We start from the raw sequence: 20,342 nt of genomic DNA, 5'->3' as shown, positions 1-20,342 counted from the left end.
AGCACCATAAAACAGAATGCCCGAAAGGGCTTTTTTTATACCTAAAATCCGGCCCGTTAGGGCCGAGATGGAGATCGATATGTCTACAAACTTTGTGCAGGATGGGAAGACCATCGCAATTACGGCGGGAACGGCTGCTATCGCCAGCGGTGAATTGGTCGCTGTTGGCGATATCGTAGCCGTTGCGCTAGTGGATATTGCTGTGGGTACAACTGGCGACGGACTGGCCGAAGGCGTGTTTTTCTGTCCAAAGCTATCCGCTGACGTTGTCGCCATCGGCAAGAAACTGTATCTGAACGAAGATGGTACCTTGCAGTTAACCGCGACGGATGCCACGTATGCAGGGATCGCCTGGTCTGCGGCTGGCGCGGGTGCCTCATTTGTTGATGTGAAACTCAATGGCTAACCCCTTTGAACGCTTGGCGGAACGCATGGATGCGGCCACCGTCAACAAAATGGGTAAAACAGTGCAGATCAATGGGGCTGATCATATTGCGGTTGAGAGCCACTTTCTGCCGGAAATGGGGCCAGTGTCTGGGGATGGCATCTCGTTGGTGGTATTCACTGAGTACCAACCTAGGCGTAATGATTCTGTGATTTTTTCCGGTCAGGAGTACATCGTTACTCGGCACCAGATGTTTAACGGGAAACCGCAGATATTTATTGAATAATAGGAGGCGAAATGTCTCTTTCCGGCCTCGAACAGGTCATCAACAACCTAAACACTATCAGCAAGAACGCTGTTCCAAAAGCGACCGCCCAGGCTGTCAACCGTGTTGCGGGGCGTGCTATCAGTCGTAGTTCGCGCAAGGTCGCGCAGCAAACCAAAGTCCCTACAAGACTGGTAAGAGGACGATCGCGGCTAAAGAAAGCATCCAGCAAGCGCCCGATCGCCACCATTAATGTTAACCGGGGGAATTTGCCTGCTATCAAACTGGGTGCTGCTCGCGTCCAGTTGCGGCGAAAGAAAAGCGCTTTGCTGGCCGCGGGTAGTGTGCTGCGTGTCGGTAAATTCTCTTTTCCTGGTGCGTTTATCCAGCAACTGAAAAACGGCCGCTGGCACGTCATGCGCCGTACCGCGAAATCGCGTTATCCGATCGAAGTGGTGAAAATTCCTCTTGAGAAGCCATTAACCACGGCGTTTCGTGAGGAAACCACATCGTTAATGCAGTCTGATATGACAAAGGAATTGTCGTCTGCACTTAAAAACCAGCTTCGATTGGTGTTGAGCAAATGAGTAAACATTCTGCTATACGCAACGTGGTGCTGTCGGCGTTGAGAGCCAGCATTACCGATGTTGATGTCTCGTTCTCTGATGGGCGTCCTGTGTTTATAGGCGCCGATTCACTCCCCTGCATCTCTGTATACATAACCGATGCAGAAAGCGTTGATGATGGGTATCTGGATGAGGAAACCTGGCAGGCAATTTTGCATGTTGAAGTGTTTCTGAAGTCATCTGAACCAGATACTGCCTTGGATGGGTGGATAGAGCAACGCATAAAGCCCGTAACTAACAACATTCCCACTTTGCTGGCGCTTGTAGAAAGCATCAGTACTCAAGGGTATGACTACCAGCGCGACGATGAGGCTATCACCTGGGGCTCCGCTGATCTTAAGCATTTACTTACCTATCAAATGTAATGTGAGGATTCTCATGGCTAGTAAAACAGAACCAGTCAAAGGGGCTGGTACATCGTTATGGATTTATGGTGGTACAGGTAATCCTTACACCAACCCGCAAAGTGATACGGGGTGGACCAGGCTAGCAAAAATCAAAGATTTGGTTCCTGGCGAAATGACAGCAGAATCATTCGATGATACTTACCTGGATGATGAAAATGCTGATTGGGCCAGCACAGCTCAGGGGCAGAAAACTGCTGGTGATGCCACTTTTACTCTTGCATGGAAACCTGGTGAAATTGGGCAACAAGACCTTGTTGATTGGTTCAACGAGGGGGATGTTCGGGCTTATAAAATCAAATATCCCAACGGTGCTGTAGATGTTTTCAATGGCTGGGTATCGTCTCTTGGGAAAAACATTCCGGTAAAAGAAACGATCACTCGCACTGTAAAAATCACTAATAGCGGTAAACCGTCGCTTGCTGAGGAATCCAGTGATTCTACGGTGCCAGTTACCGGGATTTCGGTACTACCTACATCACTTGAACTGGCAGTAGGCCAATCTGCTGATATTGCAATAACCATTGCTCCAGTTAATGCATCAGACACAACGTTTACTGTTGGTGTTACTGATACCAGTAAAGCAACGGCGTCCGTATCTAACTCGGTGGTTACTGTTACTGGGATGGCAGAAGGCAATACGAATATTGTGATTATGACTAATGACGGTAAAAAGACGGCCATTGTGCCTGTCATTGTCACTGCTGAATGATAACTTACGCAGCCCCACAATGTGGGGCTTTAAGGTGTGAATAATGTTTTTGAAAAAAGAAAATACTGACATTGGCGGTAATCAGGTTAATTTAAGCGAGCTTTCAGGATTGCAGCGCATTGAATATCTTGAGTATTTAACAGAAATTCAAAAGGCGAGTAAATCCTTTGAAGTATTACCCGATGCGGAAAAGGGGGCAAAATACTTGCGCCTTAATCTTGATGTGAATGCCTGGCTTATTTCTCGCTCACTTTGGCATGACGATAAAACCAAACCGGCTGAACAATTGAAAGACGAAGTATTGTCGTCATGGTCACCGAATAATATCTATATTGCTGCGGCTAAGGTCATGTCGCTAAGTGGACTGAATAAAACCCAAGATGAAGAGTCTCCCCCTGGCCTCAATGAATCCACTGAGGGAGAAAATTCGAAAGAGATTGTACCAGCGGAAAAGTATTAAACGCCGAACGTCAGTTTTCCATGCGGTTGGCCCGTGAGTTCCGTCGTCCTGACTGGCGTGGAATGTTAGCAGAAATATCGGCTACCGAGTTTATGGAATGGATTGATTTTTTCGGCGAAAAACCATTTATGGACTCGCTGATTGATGCCGAGTTTTCAAACCTTACCGCAACTATTGTGACATTAATTTCAGGAAAAACAGACCTGAATATTGATGATTTTAGCTTGTTTTCTGATCGGCGAGAGATGGTTGAGCGCACAGATGATGAACTGATGTTACTTAGCGAAGGATTGATAGGGGGGATGCGTTATGAGCCAACCAGTGGGTGATTTAGTTGTAACGCTGGATGCCGATGCAGCTTCCTTCGATGAGAAGGTTGAACGCTCTAAAACCCAGCTGGGTTCGTTCGGTAATTCCGCAAACACTGCGGCGAAAGTTACTGCTGATATGGCTGCAAAACAAGAGGCTGCGCTCCAGTCATTGTTGGAGAAAATTGATCCAAATATCAAGGCCATTAATCGTCTGGATGAACAGTACACCCAGCTTATCTCGCATTTTGTTGAACGTCGGATTGATGGTGATCAATTCGTGAAGTTCAGTAACACCATCAACAATACCAGAGAGGAATTATTAAAATCTGCTGCGGTTGCGGCAAATGACATGCCAGCCGCATTATCTAAGCAAGCTATTGCGGCTCAGAAAGCCGGTATTTCTGTCGGCCAGTATCGTGCAGCCATGCAAATGTTACCGGCGCAGATGACGGATATTGTCACTCAGTTGGCGGGTGGTCAGAATCCTTTTTTGATAATGATCCAACAGGGTGGTCAGATTAAGGATTCATTCGGTGGGCTGCGGGGGACGTTCTACGCTTTATCCAGCATAATCAATCCAGCCTATCTTGGTGTGGCGGCATTCGCTGGGGCTGTAGGCTATCTCGGTTATGAGGTTTACCAGTCGCATCAGCAGACTGAAACCTTCAATCAGTCGATCGCTAAAACTGGTAATATCAGCGGCCAAACCGCGAACGGGCTTAAGGGACTTACCGACCAAATCGCCAAAAATATCGATGTTAGCAAGTCTGCCGCCGCTGCCGCTGTTGCCCAGTCCAATGGTTTAGGGCTATCCGTTGAGCAAATAAAACTTGTTAGTGAAACTGCACTGTCTATGTCAAAGACTACCGGGCAGAGCGTTGAAGAGTTGGTTAAGCAACTAGGGAAAATTCCTCAAGACCCGCTCAAGTCATTTATTGATATCAACCAGCAATATAATTTCGCAAATCTGGCTCTTTATGAGCAAGTAAAGCAAATGATTGAACTGGGTGATAAAACTGGTGCTACAAAACTAATTCTTGATTCATTAAAGGATAGCCAGCAGCAATTCAGCGATAAAACCAAAGGAACAATGGAGGAAATATCAGGATTCTGGGATGGCCTGATTGAAAAGCTGAAAACTACCCAGTTTTGGTATGACAAGGTTGCACAGAATGCAACCACGGTAAAGCTTCCAGAGGTCCAGTTTGGCACCGGTTCTGCTGTATTTGACCGCATCAACCAGCAAATGAATGGCGGGAAGGTAGACGTTAACCCTTCGCGTACGATGGCGGAAAATTGGCAAAATATAGAGTCCAATGCATCTGGTTTGCTGGGATTTGTCAATGAAGTTAATGCCAAAACTCGCCAGTTTAATAAAGACCAAGTAGATGCAAACCAAAAAGCCGATGAGTTTTTGAAATCGGCCCGAACGCATGCGGAAATTCGTAACGATCTTGAGAAAAATTACAAGCGTCAGCTAGACGCAGGCTATATCTCTCAAGAGAAATACAATAAATTAATTTCGGCAGTTAATGAGAAATACAAAGATCCTAAACAGCGTGATGCTAAAACCCCTGCAGGGGATCGGGTGGAAGAAAACGCCCAAGCCGAGTTGCTTGCATTACAAACCCAACTGCGCGTATTGCAGCAGCATACTGGCATCAATGACACCATAAGCCAGCAGCGAAAGGAACTCTGGCAAGCCGAATCGAAGTTTTCCGTACTTGAAGAGGCCTCGCAAAGCCGCAAGTTGACAAAGCAGGAGCAATCCTTGTTAGCGAACAAGGGTCAAATCATTGCGTTGGCAGAGCAGAAAGCCATTCTTGGTGACCAGATCACAGCACAGGAGCGTTTAAACAAACTACAGGATACCGCTACCAAATATGCTACGCAGATGGCGGAAAAAACCAGTGCAATGAAAGCAGGAGCTGGCCTTAGCGACAGACAGGCACAGCGTCAAATGGAAGAGGCGCAACTTCGTCAGGGCTGGTTAAATAAGGGCGGAAATCTAAACGATCAGGGATTTAAAACAGAACTTGAAGCGCAGCGTAATTATTATGCTGAGCAGGATGCCATGCGCGAAGATTGGATATCCGGTGCCAAGAAATCACTGGCAAATTATGCGGAAGAGGCAACCAACTATAGCCGCATGGCGTCTGAGGCAACCACATCAATTCTTGATGGATCGGTTGATGCGATTTCTGGCGGTGTCATGGATATTCTCGATAATACAAAAACTGTTAGCGAGGGTGTAAAAAGCATATTCTCGGGTATTGGAGAAGCCATCATTCAGACGCTGATCAGGATGGGGGCGCAATGGCTGGTTTATCAGGCAGTACAGTTGGCGGTAGGTAAAGCGGGACAGGCTGCGGCTAGCAGCGGTTTAACTGCTAACGCTCAGGCTATGGCATTACAGGCACAGTTAGCTGCGTATGCTTCAACCGCGGCGATCCCTATTGTTGGCCCTGGTCTAGCTCCTATTGCGATGGCTACTGCGGCTGGTGTAACAGAACCTCTGGTGGCTGCGATTGCAGCGGTATCCTTGGCTGGTATGGCCCACTCTGGTATCGACAGCGTTCCGTCAACTGGAACATGGTTGTTGCAGAAAGGAGAACGTGTCGTTACCTCTCAAACGTCGGCAAAACTAGATCAGACATTGGATCAGGTAAAAAAATCCAGCGAGGATACCAGAGCATCAATTATTGCGGGTGGTTTAACCCAAAACATTAATGTGAATGGTAATCCTGATGATAGAACTATGGCTCTATTAGAGAATGCCGTAGCGCGTGGTGCAGAGAGAGGCTATCAAAAAGTGGCAAATCACTTGGCATCAGGACAAGGGCAGGTATCTAAAGCGCTTGGAGGTGGCTGGGCTACAGGAAGACGAAAGAGGTGACCAAGAATATAGATCCACAAACTAACTAGTGTTAATTTGCTATCTCTTGCTACTTACTGGGATGTTAATATGAAAAAACTTCTTTCTGCCGTATTAATTGTCGTTTCGATGTTAATTATTACCGCCTGCGCACCCACTGTTCAGACTGTTGATTACAACCAAAAATCAATGCTTCTTTCATTGGGTATGAGTAAAAATGATGTAATGCAAATTTTAGGAACACCTCGCAGAACCGATGTTAATCAGGAACGGGAACGTTGGATTTATTGGAATAAATCCCGTTACGGATACACAATAATCGATAATGAAAATGTCGCTACAGATAGACTGGTAGTTACATTTATTGGTGGAAAAGTAACAAAGTGGGGGCAACAAACTTTAGCTGATGATATAACTGAAAATACGCAAAAGATATACCAACAAGTCCGTGAGAACCCTCAAACAGTTATCATAAAAAATCAATGACACGATATTAATAAAAAGCCTCACTTCGGTGAGGTTTTTTATTATCTGGAGGACATATGGCTGACATTTATTACCCACATGACTATTTGCCCGTTCCTATGCAAAGTGGTTTTGGTATGAAGCCAGTCAGCCCGTTACTACGCACCCAAATGACCAGTGGAAGAGCTCGGCAGAGACGGCAATACACATCGACGCCGACGCAAGCGGGTGTAACGTGGGCATTTAAAAAAGATGCACAGGCACAGTTGTTTGAGGCTTGGTTTAGGGAAACCATCAATGATGGTGCGGCGTGGTTTTATATGCGTCTTAGAACGCCACGCGGAGTTGAAGTATATAAGTGCCGTTTCGTTGAAATTTATGAGGGGCCAACGCTGCTCAGTGGGAAATTTTGGCAATACTCTGCCACCTTGGAATTGTGGGATCGTCCGCTCTTGCCTGCGGGGTGGGCTGAATTCCCCGATTATATATTTAACAGCAACATTATCGATTTAGCATTGAACCGGGAGTGGCCACAATGACGATTCTAAATCGCCTGTACGCTTCCAGTGGCAGCGAGGTGATTATCGATACCTTGCAAATAAACGTTGGGGGCTATATTTATTACCTTACAAAAGGGTGGGATGACATAACAGTAACATTAGAAGATGGAGAAACAGCCACGTTTCTTGCAAGTGCGATCGATATAGCGCTCCCTGCTCGTAATGCAGACGGAACGCAGGATTTGAAATTCGCTATCAGCAACATTGATGGAATAGTTTCCAACTCAATTCTATCGGCACTTGAAAACCTTAATGGCGCTACTGTGACATATAGGCGTTATATATCGACAGACCTTTCTGCACCTGCAGTGAATCCATTCACTATGGCCATCAAAAGCGGCTACTGGACTGCTGTTGAGGTACAAATCACCGCTGGCTACATGAATGTTTTGGATACCGCATGGCCGCGTTATCGTTACACGCTGCCAAATTTTCCCGGCTTACGCTACTTATCTTAATTGAGTTTCTTATGCTGAATTATGCCCTGTATGGGCTTTTTGTGTTGCTGCAAATCGGCGATCTGGCTTCAATAGTTATCGCGCTGAAAAATGTCGACAGTGAAGCCAATAATATTAACGTGGTAAAAACTACTCTCAGTAGGGCCCTTCATGATCAACATTGATAAATACCGTTCTGTCGAATGGCAGAAGGGAGGACGCGTTTTCCCAAAACTTGACTGCTTTGGCATCGTGAATGAGGTACGTCGCGATCTCGGTTTAGCTCCTTGGCCGGAGTTTCATGGTGTGACTAAAGACGATAATGGCCTCGATCGAGAAGCTAAAGCGTTAATGCATCAACTTACGGTTTGTGCGCCGGTTAATGGTGCAGGTATCGCATGCTATAGCGGCAGTATGGTTACTCATGTTGCTGTCGTGATTGAACTCTATGGCATTCTCCACGCCATAGAGTGCAATCCCAAAAACAACGTAACGATTACGCCGTTAAGTCGTTTTGCTCGTCGTTTTGTCAAAGTGGAGTATTACCAGTGATCCGCATTTATCCATCAAGATTACCAGGAGAACCACTGGAGACGCATAATCATGGCACACTGACACTGCATGATTGGTTCATGAAAAACGTAACAGGGTGGCAGTTTGAGATGACGCATCCGATTGCGGTTGAGGTGGATGGCATACCTGTCCCCCCAGATCACTGGCCGTTATGTGTTATCAAGCAAGATAACGATGTGCGCATGTACCCAGTGCCTTATGGTATTGAACTCGGTATTGTCGGGTGGATCGCGGTTGCCGTTGCTGCAGTGTCTGTTGCCTATGCGCTGTTCATGATGAATAGCATGAATACGAGCGGCTATGCGCAAAGTGGAAATGGTGATCAGCTTGAATTAAACCCGGCAAAAGCCAACTCAGCAAAGTTGGGCGATCCGATCCGCGAAATTTTCGGTCGCTACAAAGTCTGGCCAGATTACGTGGTTCAGCCGGTAAGCCGCTTTGTTGAAAAGAAAAAATACGTTACGCACATGCTCCTGTGTATCGGAGCTGGAGAGCATTCAATTCTACGCTCTGGGATAAGAATCGGCGCTACACCGGTATCGTCATTCGGCGATGATGTTCAGTACACCATCTATCCACCCGGTGCTGATGTATCCGCTGATGAGCGTTCAGAGAACTGGTACAACGCGCCAGAAGTCGGGGGGACTAACGCTGGCACTGCTGGCCTCGATCTTGGCTCAAGTGGGCCAGAAACCACATCAGTTAATGCAGACGCGGTCACTGTATCTGGTTCGTCAATCTCATTAACTGGCGAAACGACTGAATCCAATCCTGTAATTCCAGAATCGTGGGAAGAGGGGACGATTATTTATGTCCGTGCCCCTGACGATTTTAATGTCAGCACCGTAAGTGGATATAACGTAATCAGTGGCCCTCTGGATGAATTGGCCCCTTATGTCGGTATGCCTGTCATTCTCGACTATAACGACAAGGATTTTTCCCTATTTATTGCCAGCTTTTCCCCTGCGGAAGAGGTCGATCCTGATGATAATTTAAGTGTCGCGTCACCTGCAAAAATCACTCTGGCTTACGGTAGTGAAACGGGTGTCGCGTTTAATGGCATACCAACAGGCGTTCAACGGCTGACAGTAGGCACATCTGATTTCCGTTATCGCATCACAGAAATCGATGGTGTGACGATCAGTGTTGTCCGTGTCATCGATGTAACGACGACAGTAACCGATCCAGATACTGGAGAGGAGACTACAACAAAAGCAACAGAGGTTGACCCGTCGTGGTCTGGTTTTATCGAGCGAACAATGTTGGATGCGTCAGTGACAGGACTGAATGACGAATACAACTGGTTGGGGCCATACATGGCATGTCCAGATAGTGAAACGACTAATCGATTTGAGATTAATTTTGCGTTTACGAGTGGGCTGTGTTCTTACGATAACAAGGGTAACAAAGGTGGAGCCGGCGTTACAGTTGCTATTCAGTATCGTGTAGTCGGCGATGATGAGTGGACTGAAAAATCGATATATTATGCAGATGCATCAGAAGATGCAGTAGGTTTTACCGAAGTTTTCGATTTTCCCGTAGCGGGACAGATTGAAGTTCGTTGCCGAAGAGCAACGGCAACGGCAGGCGGCTCTACTCGTGACTTGGTTTACTGGCAAGCGTTGCGCTCTCGCCTTAGTAAAAGACCGAGCGGCTATGCGGATGTCACAACCATTGCACTGACAGTACGCACCGGAAACCGTATTGCAGCGCAGTCCGATCGACGCGTAAACGTTGTGGCTACGCGCGAATACGATGGGTACGTTAATCGTAGTATCAGTGGTGCTCTGTATCACGTCATGGATAGCCTCGGTATTTCTGCAGATACCGAGGCTATTGATGCACTTGAGAGTAATTACTGGACGCCGCGTGGCGAGACGTTTGATTTTGAAGCCAATGAGAGCAATAAATCAGCGCTAGATATTCTCCAAGCCATCACAAACGCTGGGATGGGCTATTTTCTCCTGTCTAATGGTTTGGCTTCTGCCGGGCGTGAGGGAATTAAGCCATGGACTGGGGTGATCACCCCCCAGGAAATGACAGAGCCAATGCAAACCGCTTTTTCTGCGCCGTCAGTTGACGACTATGACGGCGTTGATGTGACGTATATCGACGGCACAACTTGGGCAGAGGAAACCGTTCAGTGCCGTACGGAGAATAACCCCACACCTCGCAAGGTTGAGGATTACAAACTGGATGGTGTTCTGGATAAAGACCGCGCGTACCGCATCGGTATGCGCCGTTTGATGGCATACCTGCACCAACGGCTAACCCATACAACGACGACAGAACTGGATGCACTGTGCTACGAGTACAAGGACCGAGTCATCATGACTGATGACATTCCTGGCAGTAACACTATCAGTTGTCTCATCACCGAAATGCACTATGACGATAACGTGATCACGTTGGCTGTAAGTGAATCACTGGATTGGGATTTTGAAAATCCGCGTGTGTTAATCAGGCATCAAGACGGCTCTGCATCTGCATTGCTGACACCAACCCGCATTGATGATTACACACTAACTGTGTCTAACAGTGACGCGTTAGCACCGTCAGAATGGATCATGGACGACCCGTGTATTGAACCTCCGCGCCTGATTTTTTGTTCATCATCACGCGTTGGATACGATGCGATTATTGATTCTATTGAGCCAGATTCAGACGGGACGTGCGGAGTAACAGCCAAGCTGTATAGCTCGTTAATTTATCAGCATGACGACGCCCAGTATCCAGGTGACACGGATAATACGTCAGAAAATTAAATCCGACCAATAAACCTCTTTCAAACCCGCTTCCGCGGGTTTTTTTATGCTTGGAGTATTTAGATGACCACCTATAACACAGGCAATCCACTTGGTTCAGCCGCAGCAAAAGATCTATACGATAACGCCGAGAATCTTGATGTGTTTTTTAACGACACTCAACATGAGTTGTTACCTGATCGCCTCGGAGTTCAACGTAAAACGTGGTTCGGCATGCAGCAGATGTTTATTCGTGCTATGTCTAAAATGGGCTGGGTGCCAATGCCGGATGTTTCATTTGAAACCGGAGCGACACTGAGTGATTCAACGCAGGCTCTCCAGCATAGTGATAATAATTATTACGCGTGGCATGGAGTATTTCCTAAAATTGTTCCAGCGGGGTCATCGCCAGATAGTACCGGTGGGATCGGAAGTGGCGCATGGGCAAACGTAACTGATTTAACATTACGCTCGGCTCTCTCTCAACCAGATGGATTTCAATTTGTGGGCGGTACACAGATTGCGCGAATAACGTTATCTGCTGCTAAACAATTTAATGGTTTTTTAGATGGACAGCAGGTATTTATCACTGATATCGGCTATCTATTCAAATTTAACGCTACACGTAACATCATCCCTGGCCAGCCAGCGTCTGCGATCGCAACTGACGACGAACTGCATAAACTAGTCGCCAGCGGTGGCATGCTTGAGTTTGACGATTACGATAAGTTACGCGGGCTTGAGTCGCGGAATTACTCTAAATATCTGTCCCGATTACGGACCAACAAATCGATTGAACTGGTGGCATACGGCGACAGTATCACATGGGGGCAGCGTCCAGACGGCGGGCAGTACCCGTTGAACTATCCAGTGCAGATCGCGCAGACTATGTCTACTCGCACGCAGTCGGCATGGTCAGCTCAAAACATGGCGGCACAAGGCGATCGTGCGCTGACAAACTACGTGCGGAATATCAATGACGGCACGACGGGGCATATTTCTACAATCATGCTCGGCGTTAATGACATCAAATCCGCCACGAACAACGGAAATAACCCCGCAGATATCGACGGTGATTCGCTATACGGCGTCAAAAATTATGCAGTAGTGATGCGAAAATTCGTGGCGCGCGAGCTGCTGCGCGGCCGCTGCGTTGTGGTGTTAGGCATGACGCAATGGGTTAGCGGTGCGAACCTGTCCCCGATGGGGAATATGACAGAATGTTATCTATCTGAGACATACAATGCCGCAGCTAATGCTGTCGCTAGTGAGTTCGGGTGCATGTTCGTAGACACGATGAAGGATGTGATTCAACAATTTGGCATCAGCGAGTCGTGTCACGATGGAATTCATCTTCGTGCCGATTTTCTTGAAATAATCGGCAAGCGTTTTGCGTGCGTATTCATGCACATAGACTATAAAAATCCTCGTAAGATACGCCACGGTGATGTGTTTATACCCGGATTTTTTCAGAATCCAATATCATCAAATCGCACGATAATACGCAGCGAGTTCACGAACGGCTCATCGCCCCCACTAGGCGGCGGCACAGACAATCCTGAGGCGATCGGTGTAATGTTGCCTAATGACGATCTTGGCGGCAGTGTGACGTTCGCAATTTATGTTGATGAAGATAATGTGGTGGCATTTCCATCGATAAATCCCGATGGTAAGCCTTTTTCATTGGATCTGATAATCGACGATGGCGCTACACAGCCGGATTATCCTTCTGACGTTGAAATCATTCCTGTTCTTCGTGACCGTCAATACATAGTCTCCGGTCGATCAATCAGTGGGTCGGGGCTGCGTAATCGCACAACTGAAAAATATACAGTTCAGCGTGTAAATGGCTGCTACATGCACGTTACTACGCGCGGCTGGCACATGCTTACGTTCGCCGCAGGCCAGAACGCAGGTGTTGCGGCAATCGAAGGTGTCATTTTTGATAGCTGGGCAAACGTCCGCAATAATGATGTGTTTGGTGGTGTTTCAGGGATGTTGTTCAGGCGGGGTGTCGCCAGCACAATGACCGGATTTGTGAACGCGTGTACGTCAGAAGCGACAGGTGTGTTTGATGTGACAATCAGTAATCTTGTACCTGAAAATTATCGCGTCGAAGTCGAGTACACCGAAGACGCAACGCTCATTCATCATCGAGTGATATTTAAAGCCGAGGGGTCGTTCCGCATCCAGTTCTATAACGCCGCTGGTGCGCTAGTTAACCCGACTTCATTTAGAGCTACCGTGATCGGCGGAAGATAGCCGATCACGCACACATCACGCAAAAAACGACAAGCGCCCGGCGATAATATCCAAAGCATCTTCTAGAGTCGGCACTGGGTCTATATGAATCGCTGGCGCGTCAGTTTCGCCGACGTGTACAGCGACATAAAACCCAGAATCCTCGATCACTGCATATGAACCGAGCGGGCAATCAGTCAGCATGTCGTTATCGTCGAGTACGCAGATTGTCGTTCCGTGATAATTAATAATTTCCATGATTTCACTATACCGATTGAGATAGAACAATCAGCCTATCATGTGAATTTTTCCGTGTAATTAGTCGATCAACCAATCATTGGACTCATCGAACATTTCTTCTACAACGCGAGCGATGATCGATTTATCAGATTTGCTCGCGTCGGTATTGATGCCGTTCGCCTGCATCGCCTTTGCTTTCACTGCGGCATCTGGAAAGACTCTGTGAACTCGCTTTGTTAGCTCGCCTTCAATTAGTGAGTGAGCATTGCGGATGCTGGATACGTTGCGTTTATCGTAGATCAGTTCAACAAACATTACGGGATACCTCGGTTAAGTTGGTGAGGTATTTATACTGTATGAATAAACAGTGGTCAATGATTGCTATTTTCAACGCATCGGCAGTATTGTGACGCACAACACCCGTTAAGACACCTGTTAATGGTGATTGGGTTTGTATTTTTTAGGTAAGTTACTAATTTTAATGGTACGCCCTACAGGATTCGAACCTGTGACCTACGGCTTAGAAGGCCGTTGCTCTATCCAACTGAGCTAAGGGCGCATTGCGCAAAGAAATGGCTGCTGCTTGTCACAACAGTGGGCTGGATTATACCCACACGTCCCAGTGAGTCAACGGGTTGGCGCTGGATTTACGCTATACGGTGAATCCCTGTACAACTTTGGCGAATGTCGCTTTTCCTGGTGTGACTTTTTTGCACAATTGCGAGCCTCGTCCACATGAACTACATATAGCAGTGAGAATTTCAGTTTTATCTGCTGGATACGTTCAGTAATTCTTTTCAAGTTATGATCGGACGTATTCTGCATCCTACGCTGTTGGTACACTATGCCCGCATTCGTTGGGTTTTGGATGAGTGTGGGCTGCTTTCACGTACCGGGTTTATCGCTCGGTCATTTGTGGATCCGCTATTTTGTCGAACTTTGGAACCTTTTGATTTATGAACATTCTTTCATCCGCATTCTTGCGCGTTTGTCTGCTGGCGATGTTGATGCTGCCTGTTGGATATGCAGCGGCGGCGAATGCGGATTCTGATCCTGACCCACAGCCTGCGCAGACCGATGCGCCAGTAAAAATTAATGTTGATGCCGAGTTGGTCAAGCTGCAAAAACAGTTAGATAACATCAAGCAGCAGGTTTCAGGCACCAATAACGACAGCAAGTTTGGCGCGTTGAATGACACCACGCAGGAACTGGTGAATAGCGCCAACGAACTTGCTAATGCGGTAGTACCGCAGCGCGCTCAAATTCAGGCTCAACTGGATGTTTTAGGGCCAGCGCCAGAGTCCGGCTCCAGTATTAATGAAACCAGTGAAGTGACGCGTAAGCGAAACAGTTTGAATGCGCAAAAAGCAAAAATGGATGCGCAGATCGAGCAGATTCAGGCGTTACGCACTGGCGCGTCCAACCTGTCAGCGCAAATTGTTACTCTGCGCCGTAATGCGCTGAAAACGCAGTTGGCATTGAATTCCGGCAGCATTCTGGGCGGGCGCTTCTGGGCACCGGTTGTGACTCCGCAGGCCGAAGATGTCCGTCGCCTGAGTGCCTTTCAGGATCAGATAAGCGATGCCTTTACGGTAGCCTGGGAGCCAGACTGGCGTTATGGTTCCGCACTCCTGATTTTGATCGCTATGGTCATGAGTTCGGCAGGGCGCCGATATATGGAGAAATGCCTAGCCTGGGCGGGAATTAACTGGCTGCCAGAAGGGCGTCTGCGGCGGAGTTTTTTAGCTACGGCGTCGGTTATCTCAACTGTGGTTACGATCGGTATTGCAGTGAATTTGATCGATTTTACGTTTACGCGCCACGGTGAGGCTTCTGAACGCGTCGTGTCGTTCCTGGATGCGCTGGTGAGACAGGCCATTTTCTGCTCGATGGTGGCTGGGTTAGGGCGAGCGTTCCTTTCGAATCAGCGTCCTTCCTGGCGTTTGCCTGCGATTGCTAACCCCGTCGCAAAAGCCATGAAGCCGTTTCCTGTGGTTGCCGCAGGCATTATTCTGATCTTTGGTTTTATTGAACAGGTGACCGCGACGGTGGGCACATCGGTCGCAGCAACCATTATGGTGAACGGCTTATCTGCGCTGTTCCTCGCATTCACCGCAGGGACGATCGCGCTGAAAAGCGATCAGATTCGTCGGCAGATGGTGCATTCAGGGGAGCAGCCGGAAGCCCGTTCGACGTTATCCGGCGTTATTCATCTTGCGGTATTGGCGACGGCATTCTCGATTTTGGTGTCGCTGGTCATCGGTTATATCTCACTGGCCCGTTTTCTGGCGTTCGAGCTGGTGTGGATTGGCATGGTGTTCTCGTGCCTGTATTTGTTCTCAACGTTTATTACCGATATCTGCGAAAGCCTCTTTTCCCCTAACAATGCTAGCGGCAAGCGGATGAAAAATTCGCTCAATCTGGACGACCGCCACCTGGCTCAGGCCACCTTGATTCTGTCGGCCAGCGGCAAAGTGCTTTTAATCTTAATGGCGGCGGTTGCCTTACTTAACGGCACGTTTGGCACCACTACGCCGCTGGAACTGGTGCAAAAAGCCGTTGAAATCTGGGGCGGAAAAGGGCTGGAAACGCTGAGCATTGTGCCTGCGCATCTGGTCAATGCGGTGCTCTTTCTGGTCGTGGGGGTTTATGTTTTACGCTCCTCAAAACGCTGGCTGGAAGATGAATTTCTTCCTAAAACGACGTTAGAGCGTGGAATCCGTGCGTCGCTGGTGACGCTGTTCAGCAACATCGGCTACATCCTGATTATCCTGCTGACGTTGGCGACATTGGGGATTGAATGGAACAAGCTGGCATGGATTGTCAGCGCGCTGTCGGTGGGTATCGGTTTTGGTTTACAGGAGATAGTGAAGAACTTTATCTCCGGCCTGATTTTGTTGACGGAGCGCCCGGTGAAAGTAGGGGATTCGGTCAGCATCAGCGGGGTTGAAGGGGATATCCGGCGGATTAACGTGCGTGCGACGGAAATTCAGCTGGGTGACCGTTCGACGGTGATCGTGCCGAACTCTCAATTTATCTCACAGAATGTGCGTAATATTACGATGGGGAATCCGTTTGGGGTTGCCACGCTGGCGCTGACGTTCCCGCTGGATATCGATCCTGAAGAAGTCCGGGCACTGCTACTGGATGCCTATATCAACCACGATGCGATTCTGGAATCACCAGCACCGTCAGTGAAGTTCAGCCAGTTGAACCCAACGGGCATGGTGCTGAGCGTAACGGGCTATGTCAGCAGCCCGAGAATGGTATCGGAAGCGAAAAGCGATCTGTTGTTTGCGATCATCAAGCGACTGCGGGAATCTAATATTCCGCTGGCCGTACCGCAGAAGATGGTGCTGGAGAACTCGGGGTTTGCGCTGTCTGACAGCATTTCGGGTGACGACAAGTAGTTCGCTCAGTCATCCGTTATCCGGCATTGAACGGGTAACGGATGAATATCGAAGCCGTGCTTACAGGATGTGACGCGCGGCTATTTTCCCTGCTGTTTAATCATATCAAGATAGATTTCACGCAACCGCTGAGTAATTTTTCCGGGTTTGCCATCACCGATCGTTTTTCCATCCAGCATCACGACGGGGAGGACCAGCATGGTGGCTGAGCTGACAAAAATCTCTTTGGCGTGATAGGCCTCTTCCGGCGTAAAACACCGTTCTTCCAGCGCAATGCCATCCTTTTCTGCCAGCTTGAGCAGCGACTGACGGGTAATACCGTGCAGAATATCGTTGCTGAGTGGGCGGGTCACAACCGTGTTGTCATGCAGGACGATGTAACAGTTGCAGGAGCTGCCTTCGGTAATGAAACCCTCTTCGACAAAGAAAGCGTCATCAGCCTGATTGGCATGGGCGTACTCTTTTGCCAGGCTGGCGGCGAGCAGGCTGACGGTTTTGATATCTCGGCGATGCCAGCGAATATCCTCGGTGGTGACAACGTGCAGGCCGGTTGTGGCTTTCGGGTTACCGACCAGCGAACGTGCCTGAGTGAATAACACCAGCGTGGATTTGACGTCAGCAGAAGGGAAATAGAAATCACGATCGCCGGCGTTGCCGCGGCTAAGCTGTAAATAGATCGCGCCTTCTTTCAGATCGTTTTTATTGATCAGCTCATCGTGAATGATTTTTAGCGCCTCAGGGGTGACGGGCAACGTGAGCGAGAGCTCGCGGCAGGAGCGTTGCAGGCGAGTGATATGATCGGGGAAATCAACCAGCTTGCCATCGATGACCGCCGTCACTTCATAGACGGCATCGGCAAACAGGAAACCACGATCAAATACAGAAATTTTTGCTTCATTTTCTTCCAGATACTGTCCATCAACATAAACAAGACGTTGCATCACAACACTCCTTAATAGTTGCTCAATGCAGGTTAACGCGCGTTATCCCCACAATAATGCGTTGGGCGGTAATATTTCGCTACCGTTATAGTGCAGCCCGTTAGTGCGATCGCGCTGTAAAAGCAGCGGACCGTCCAAATCGACCACGGCGGCACCTTGCGCGACGACAAACGCGGGTGCCATCGAGAGTGAGGTACTCACCATGCAGCCGACCATGATTTGTAATCCTTGCGCCTGTGCGTCGTTGCGCAGGCGTAGGGCTTCCGTTAGCCCGCCGGTTTTATCCAGCTTGATGTTGATCATGTCATAGCGCCCGGCCAGGGGGGCCAGCGACTGGCTGTCATGACAGGATTCATCGGCACAGACGGGAATCGGGCGGGGCAGGTCTGCTAGCACATCATCTTTGCCCGCTGGGAAAGGTTGCTCGATCATCGTTACACCCAGTGCGGCGAGTTCAGGAACCAGCTTCAGATAGCGCTCGGTGTTCCATCCCTCATTGGCGTCCACAATCAGACGGGCTAATGGCGCGCCTTTGCGAACGGCGGCAACTCTGGCCAGATCGTTTGCGTCTGCCAGTTTTAATTTGAGAAGAGGGCGATTGGCATGATGTATCGCGGCGTGCCGCATACGATCTGGCGTATCCAGCGATAGGGTATAGGCCGTCTCCAACGCCAGCGGCGAGGGGAGATTCAAACGTTGCCAAATGCGTTGCTGATGCTGTTTGCACTCCAGATCCCAGAACGCACAATCCAGCGCGTTGCGTGCCGCACCTGCGGGCAGAATGGTTTGTAGCGTCTCCCGATCTAAACCGTTACGAACGTCGCTGTGCAGTGAGCCAATTTGCGCCATTACGCTGTCGAGGGACTCGCCGTAGCGTGAATAAGGGACACATTCTCCGTAGCCCACCACGTTGCCGGACTGGAGAGCTACCACAACAACATCCGCCTGACGCTTGCTGCCGCGTGAGATAGTAAATGCGCCCTCTATTGGCCAACTCTCGGTGAAATATCGCATCTCGGTCATAAGCTTACTCTCGGGTTAACCATCCTGTGCTTCAGGGGGATAAATGCCTTGTTTGCAAGGCCTGAGCGGGTCATCAAGTGTAATGCTTCTTCCCGCGGATATTCTTCACTTTTCGCGATCGTAGTTAGAAATTGATGGAGCTTCATTACGGGAAGGAAAAATTTATGAGCGCGGTATCGACAGGGAGAATTATCTGAGATAGCTTGAATGGGCTCATCACACTTCAGGCCGCATGTACCGCCATAATCAACAAAACGGGCTTGCTGCGACTTGAATGATGTTGAGTAGAGTGCCTTTTTACAGGCACTGCGTCGCTCGGACGGTCCGGGCGCTCACGTTACTTTGAGGATGTTATGGCTGACTCTACTTCTCCGCGCCGTTTTACGCGCATCGATCGTCTTCCCCCGTATGTATTTAATATTACTGCTGAATTAAAAATGGCTGCGCGTCGTCGCGGCGAAGACATTATTGATTTCAGCATGGGTAACCCTGACGGCCCGACACCTCCTCATATCGTGGAAAAACTCTGTACGGTTGCACAACGCGAAGATACTCACGGATATTCGACCTCCCGAGGTATTCCACGCTTACGTCGTGCGATCTCCCGCTGGTACGCCGATCGCTATGAGGTTGATATCGATCCTGAAAGCGAAGCGATCGTCACGATTGGTTCCAAAGAGGGGCTGGCGCACCTGATGCTGGCCACGTTGGATCATGGTGATACGGTGCTGGTGCCAAACCCTAGCTACCCGATTCATATTTATGGTGCGGTGATTGCCGGGGCGCAGGTTCGCTCTGTGCCGCTGGTGGAAGGCGTCGATTTCTTCAACGAATTAGAACGCGCTATCCGCGAGAGTATCCCGAAGCCGAAAATGATGATTCTCGGTTTCCCGTCGAACCCGACGGCGCAGTGCGTCGAGCTGGATTTCTTTGAACGCGTGGTGGAGTTGGCGAAACAGTACGGCGTGCTGGTGATCCATGATTTGGCCTATGCCGATATCGTGTATGACGGCTGGAAGGCGCCATCAATCATGCAGGTTCCCGGTGCGAAGGACATTGCAGTCGAGTTCTTCACGCTGTCAAAAAGCTACAATATGGCGGGTTGGCGTATTGGCTTTATGGTCGGAAACCCAGAACTGGTCAGCGCACTGGCGCGGATTAAGAGCTACCACGATTACGGCACGTTTACGCCGTTGCAGGTTGCCGCTATCGCTGCGTTGGAAGGCGATCAGCAATGCGTGCTGGATATTGCCGAGCAGTATCGCCAGCGCCGTAACGTGTTGGTTCGCGGTCTGCATGAAGCGGGCTGGATGGTTGATGAACCGAAAGCATCCATGTATGTCTGGGCGAAAATTCCTGACGCCTATGCGCACCTGGGGTCGCTGGAGTTCGCCAAGCGGCTGCTGTCGGAAGCGAAGGTTTGTGTCTCCCCCGGCATTGGTTTTGGCGATTATGGCGATACCCATGTTCGGTTTGCCTTGATTGAAAATCAGGATCGTATTCGGCAGGCGGTGCGCGGTATTAAGACCATGTTCCGCGCTGACGGTATTTTACCGACCACCAAACCGGTATCAGGCAAGGGCTCCGCTGCCTGATAGCGATTGCCTGATAACTGCGGCTCCCGGTCAGCAGACTGGGAGCAACATAAACATGCCGTGACAGCGGCCTAT

The 20,342-nt window shown here is 49.0% G+C and carries 20 protein-coding genes and 1 tRNA gene; 16 read left to right on the top strand and 5 right to left on the bottom strand.

Annotated features, from left to right (window positions below):
* Window positions 1-79 precede the first annotated feature (79 nt).
* The 14 genes from R9X49_RS11065 (at window position 80) to R9X49_RS11000 (ending at window position 13,079) form a co-directional block, all read left to right on the top strand.
* Window positions 80-406, top strand: coding sequence for a capsid cement protein (locus R9X49_RS11065; protein ID WP_319848397.1), 327 nt, complete (start codon window positions 80-82; stop codon window positions 404-406).
* Complete coding sequence (locus tag R9X49_RS11060) at window positions 399-671, top strand: hypothetical protein (RefSeq protein ID WP_319848396.1); 273 nt, start codon at window positions 399-401, stop codon at window positions 669-671. Before R9X49_RS11065 ends, R9X49_RS11060 begins: the two co-directional genes overlap by 8 nt.
* A gap of 11 nt (window positions 672-682) precedes the next feature.
* Window positions 683-1,237, top strand: coding sequence for a phage tail protein (locus tag R9X49_RS11055; protein ID WP_319848395.1), 555 nt, complete (start codon window positions 683-685; stop codon window positions 1,235-1,237).
* On the top strand, window positions 1,234-1,641 hold the full coding sequence (gene gpU, locus R9X49_RS11050) for a phage tail terminator protein (RefSeq protein WP_319848394.1): 408 nt from the start codon (window positions 1,234-1,236) through the stop codon (window positions 1,639-1,641). Before R9X49_RS11055 ends, gpU begins: the two co-directional genes overlap by 4 nt.
* A 13-nt stretch (window positions 1,642-1,654) precedes the next feature.
* The gene (locus R9X49_RS11045) at window positions 1,655-2,392 is read left to right on the top strand and encodes a phage tail tube protein (protein WP_319848393.1); all 738 of its coding nucleotides are present in this window, start codon (window positions 1,655-1,657) and stop codon (window positions 2,390-2,392) included.
* A gap of 43 nt (window positions 2,393-2,435) precedes the next feature.
* Window positions 2,436-2,852, top strand: a complete 417-nt coding sequence (gpG, locus tag R9X49_RS11040) for a phage tail assembly chaperone G (protein WP_319848392.1) — start codon at window positions 2,436-2,438, stop codon at window positions 2,850-2,852.
* Window positions 2,853-2,872: 20 nt separating this feature from the next.
* Window positions 2,873-3,181, top strand: coding sequence for a phage tail assembly protein T (locus R9X49_RS11035; protein ID WP_319848391.1), 309 nt, complete (start codon window positions 2,873-2,875; stop codon window positions 3,179-3,181).
* The gene (locus tag R9X49_RS11030) at window positions 3,162-6,059 is read left to right on the top strand and encodes a phage tail length tape measure family protein (protein WP_319848390.1); all 2,898 of its coding nucleotides are present in this window, start codon (window positions 3,162-3,164) and stop codon (window positions 6,057-6,059) included. The genes R9X49_RS11035 and R9X49_RS11030 overlap by 20 nt, the downstream gene beginning before the upstream one ends.
* 69 nt (window positions 6,060-6,128) lie before the next feature.
* Complete coding sequence (locus tag R9X49_RS11025) at window positions 6,129-6,524, top strand: outer membrane protein assembly factor BamE (RefSeq protein WP_319848389.1); 396 nt, start codon at window positions 6,129-6,131, stop codon at window positions 6,522-6,524.
* Between the two features lie 56 nt (window positions 6,525-6,580).
* The gene (locus R9X49_RS11020; RefSeq protein WP_319848388.1) at window positions 6,581-7,042 is read left to right on the top strand and encodes a hypothetical protein; all 462 of its coding nucleotides are present in this window, start codon (window positions 6,581-6,583) and stop codon (window positions 7,040-7,042) included.
* Window positions 7,039-7,521, top strand: coding sequence for a DUF1833 family protein (locus tag R9X49_RS11015; RefSeq protein WP_319848387.1), 483 nt, complete (start codon window positions 7,039-7,041; stop codon window positions 7,519-7,521). The genes R9X49_RS11020 and R9X49_RS11015 overlap by 4 nt, the downstream gene beginning before the upstream one ends.
* Window positions 7,522-7,671: 150 nt before the next feature.
* A complete protein-coding gene (locus tag R9X49_RS11010) occupies window positions 7,672-8,052 on the top strand; it encodes a nitrite transporter (RefSeq protein ID WP_319848386.1) in 381 nt (126 codons plus the stop codon).
* An 80-nt stretch (window positions 8,053-8,132) separates the two neighbouring features.
* A complete protein-coding gene (locus R9X49_RS11005; protein WP_319848385.1) occupies window positions 8,133-10,838 on the top strand; it encodes a host specificity factor TipJ family phage tail protein in 2,706 nt (901 codons plus the stop codon).
* Window positions 10,839-10,901: 63 nt separating this feature from the next.
* The gene (locus R9X49_RS11000; RefSeq protein WP_319848384.1) at window positions 10,902-13,079 is read left to right on the top strand and encodes a GDSL-type esterase/lipase family protein; all 2,178 of its coding nucleotides are present in this window, start codon (window positions 10,902-10,904) and stop codon (window positions 13,077-13,079) included.
* Between the two features lie 15 nt (window positions 13,080-13,094).
* Here the strand turns inward: R9X49_RS11000 and R9X49_RS10995 are convergent, their stop codons facing one another.
* From R9X49_RS10995 to R9X49_RS10985, 3 genes are all read right to left on the bottom strand, one after another.
* The gene (locus R9X49_RS10995) at window positions 13,095-13,316 is read right to left on the bottom strand and encodes a hypothetical protein (protein ID WP_319848383.1); all 222 of its coding nucleotides are present in this window, start codon (window positions 13,314-13,316) and stop codon (window positions 13,095-13,097) included.
* 60 nt (window positions 13,317-13,376) lie between these two features.
* A complete protein-coding gene (locus R9X49_RS10990) occupies window positions 13,377-13,613 on the bottom strand; it encodes a DinI-like family protein (protein WP_103862249.1) in 237 nt (78 codons plus the stop codon).
* A gap of 167 nt (window positions 13,614-13,780) precedes the next feature.
* Window positions 13,781-13,857: transfer RNA gene (locus R9X49_RS10985), tRNA-Arg, on the bottom strand.
* 397 nt (window positions 13,858-14,254) lie between these two features.
* Here R9X49_RS10985 and R9X49_RS10980 point away from each other — a divergent pair.
* Window positions 14,255-16,708 (top strand): DUF3772 domain-containing protein, encoded by a 2,454-nt coding sequence (locus R9X49_RS10980; RefSeq protein ID WP_319848382.1) that lies wholly within the window; start codon window positions 14,255-14,257, stop codon window positions 16,706-16,708.
* An 80-nt stretch (window positions 16,709-16,788) separates the two neighbouring features.
* On the opposite strand, the gene R9X49_RS10975 is transcribed toward R9X49_RS10980, so the two are convergent.
* Both R9X49_RS10975 and dgcA read right to left on the bottom strand, forming a co-directional pair.
* The gene (locus R9X49_RS10975; protein ID WP_319848381.1) at window positions 16,789-17,649 is read right to left on the bottom strand and encodes a D-amino-acid transaminase; all 861 of its coding nucleotides are present in this window, start codon (window positions 17,647-17,649) and stop codon (window positions 16,789-16,791) included.
* A gap of 42 nt (window positions 17,650-17,691) precedes the next feature.
* Window positions 17,692-18,672 carry an N-acetyl-D-Glu racemase DgcA gene (dgcA, locus tag R9X49_RS10970; protein ID WP_319848380.1) on the bottom strand — a complete coding sequence of 327 codons (981 nt, stop codon included), beginning with the start codon at window positions 18,670-18,672 and terminating at the stop codon, window positions 17,692-17,694.
* 353 nt (window positions 18,673-19,025) lie between these two features.
* Here dgcA and alaC point away from each other — a divergent pair, with 353 nt between their 5' ends.
* Window positions 19,026-20,267 (top strand): alanine transaminase, encoded by a 1,242-nt coding sequence (gene alaC, locus R9X49_RS10965; RefSeq protein WP_015841055.1) that lies wholly within the window; start codon window positions 19,026-19,028, stop codon window positions 20,265-20,267.
* Window positions 20,268-20,342: the final 75 nt, after the last annotated feature.

Source organism: Pectobacterium carotovorum (assembly GCF_033898505.1).
GTDB lineage: Bacteria > Pseudomonadota > Gammaproteobacteria > Enterobacterales > Enterobacteriaceae > Pectobacterium > Pectobacterium carotovorum_J.
The sequence above is the reverse complement of the archived record's forward strand: the minus strand, read 5'-3'. Positions and strand labels throughout refer to the sequence as shown.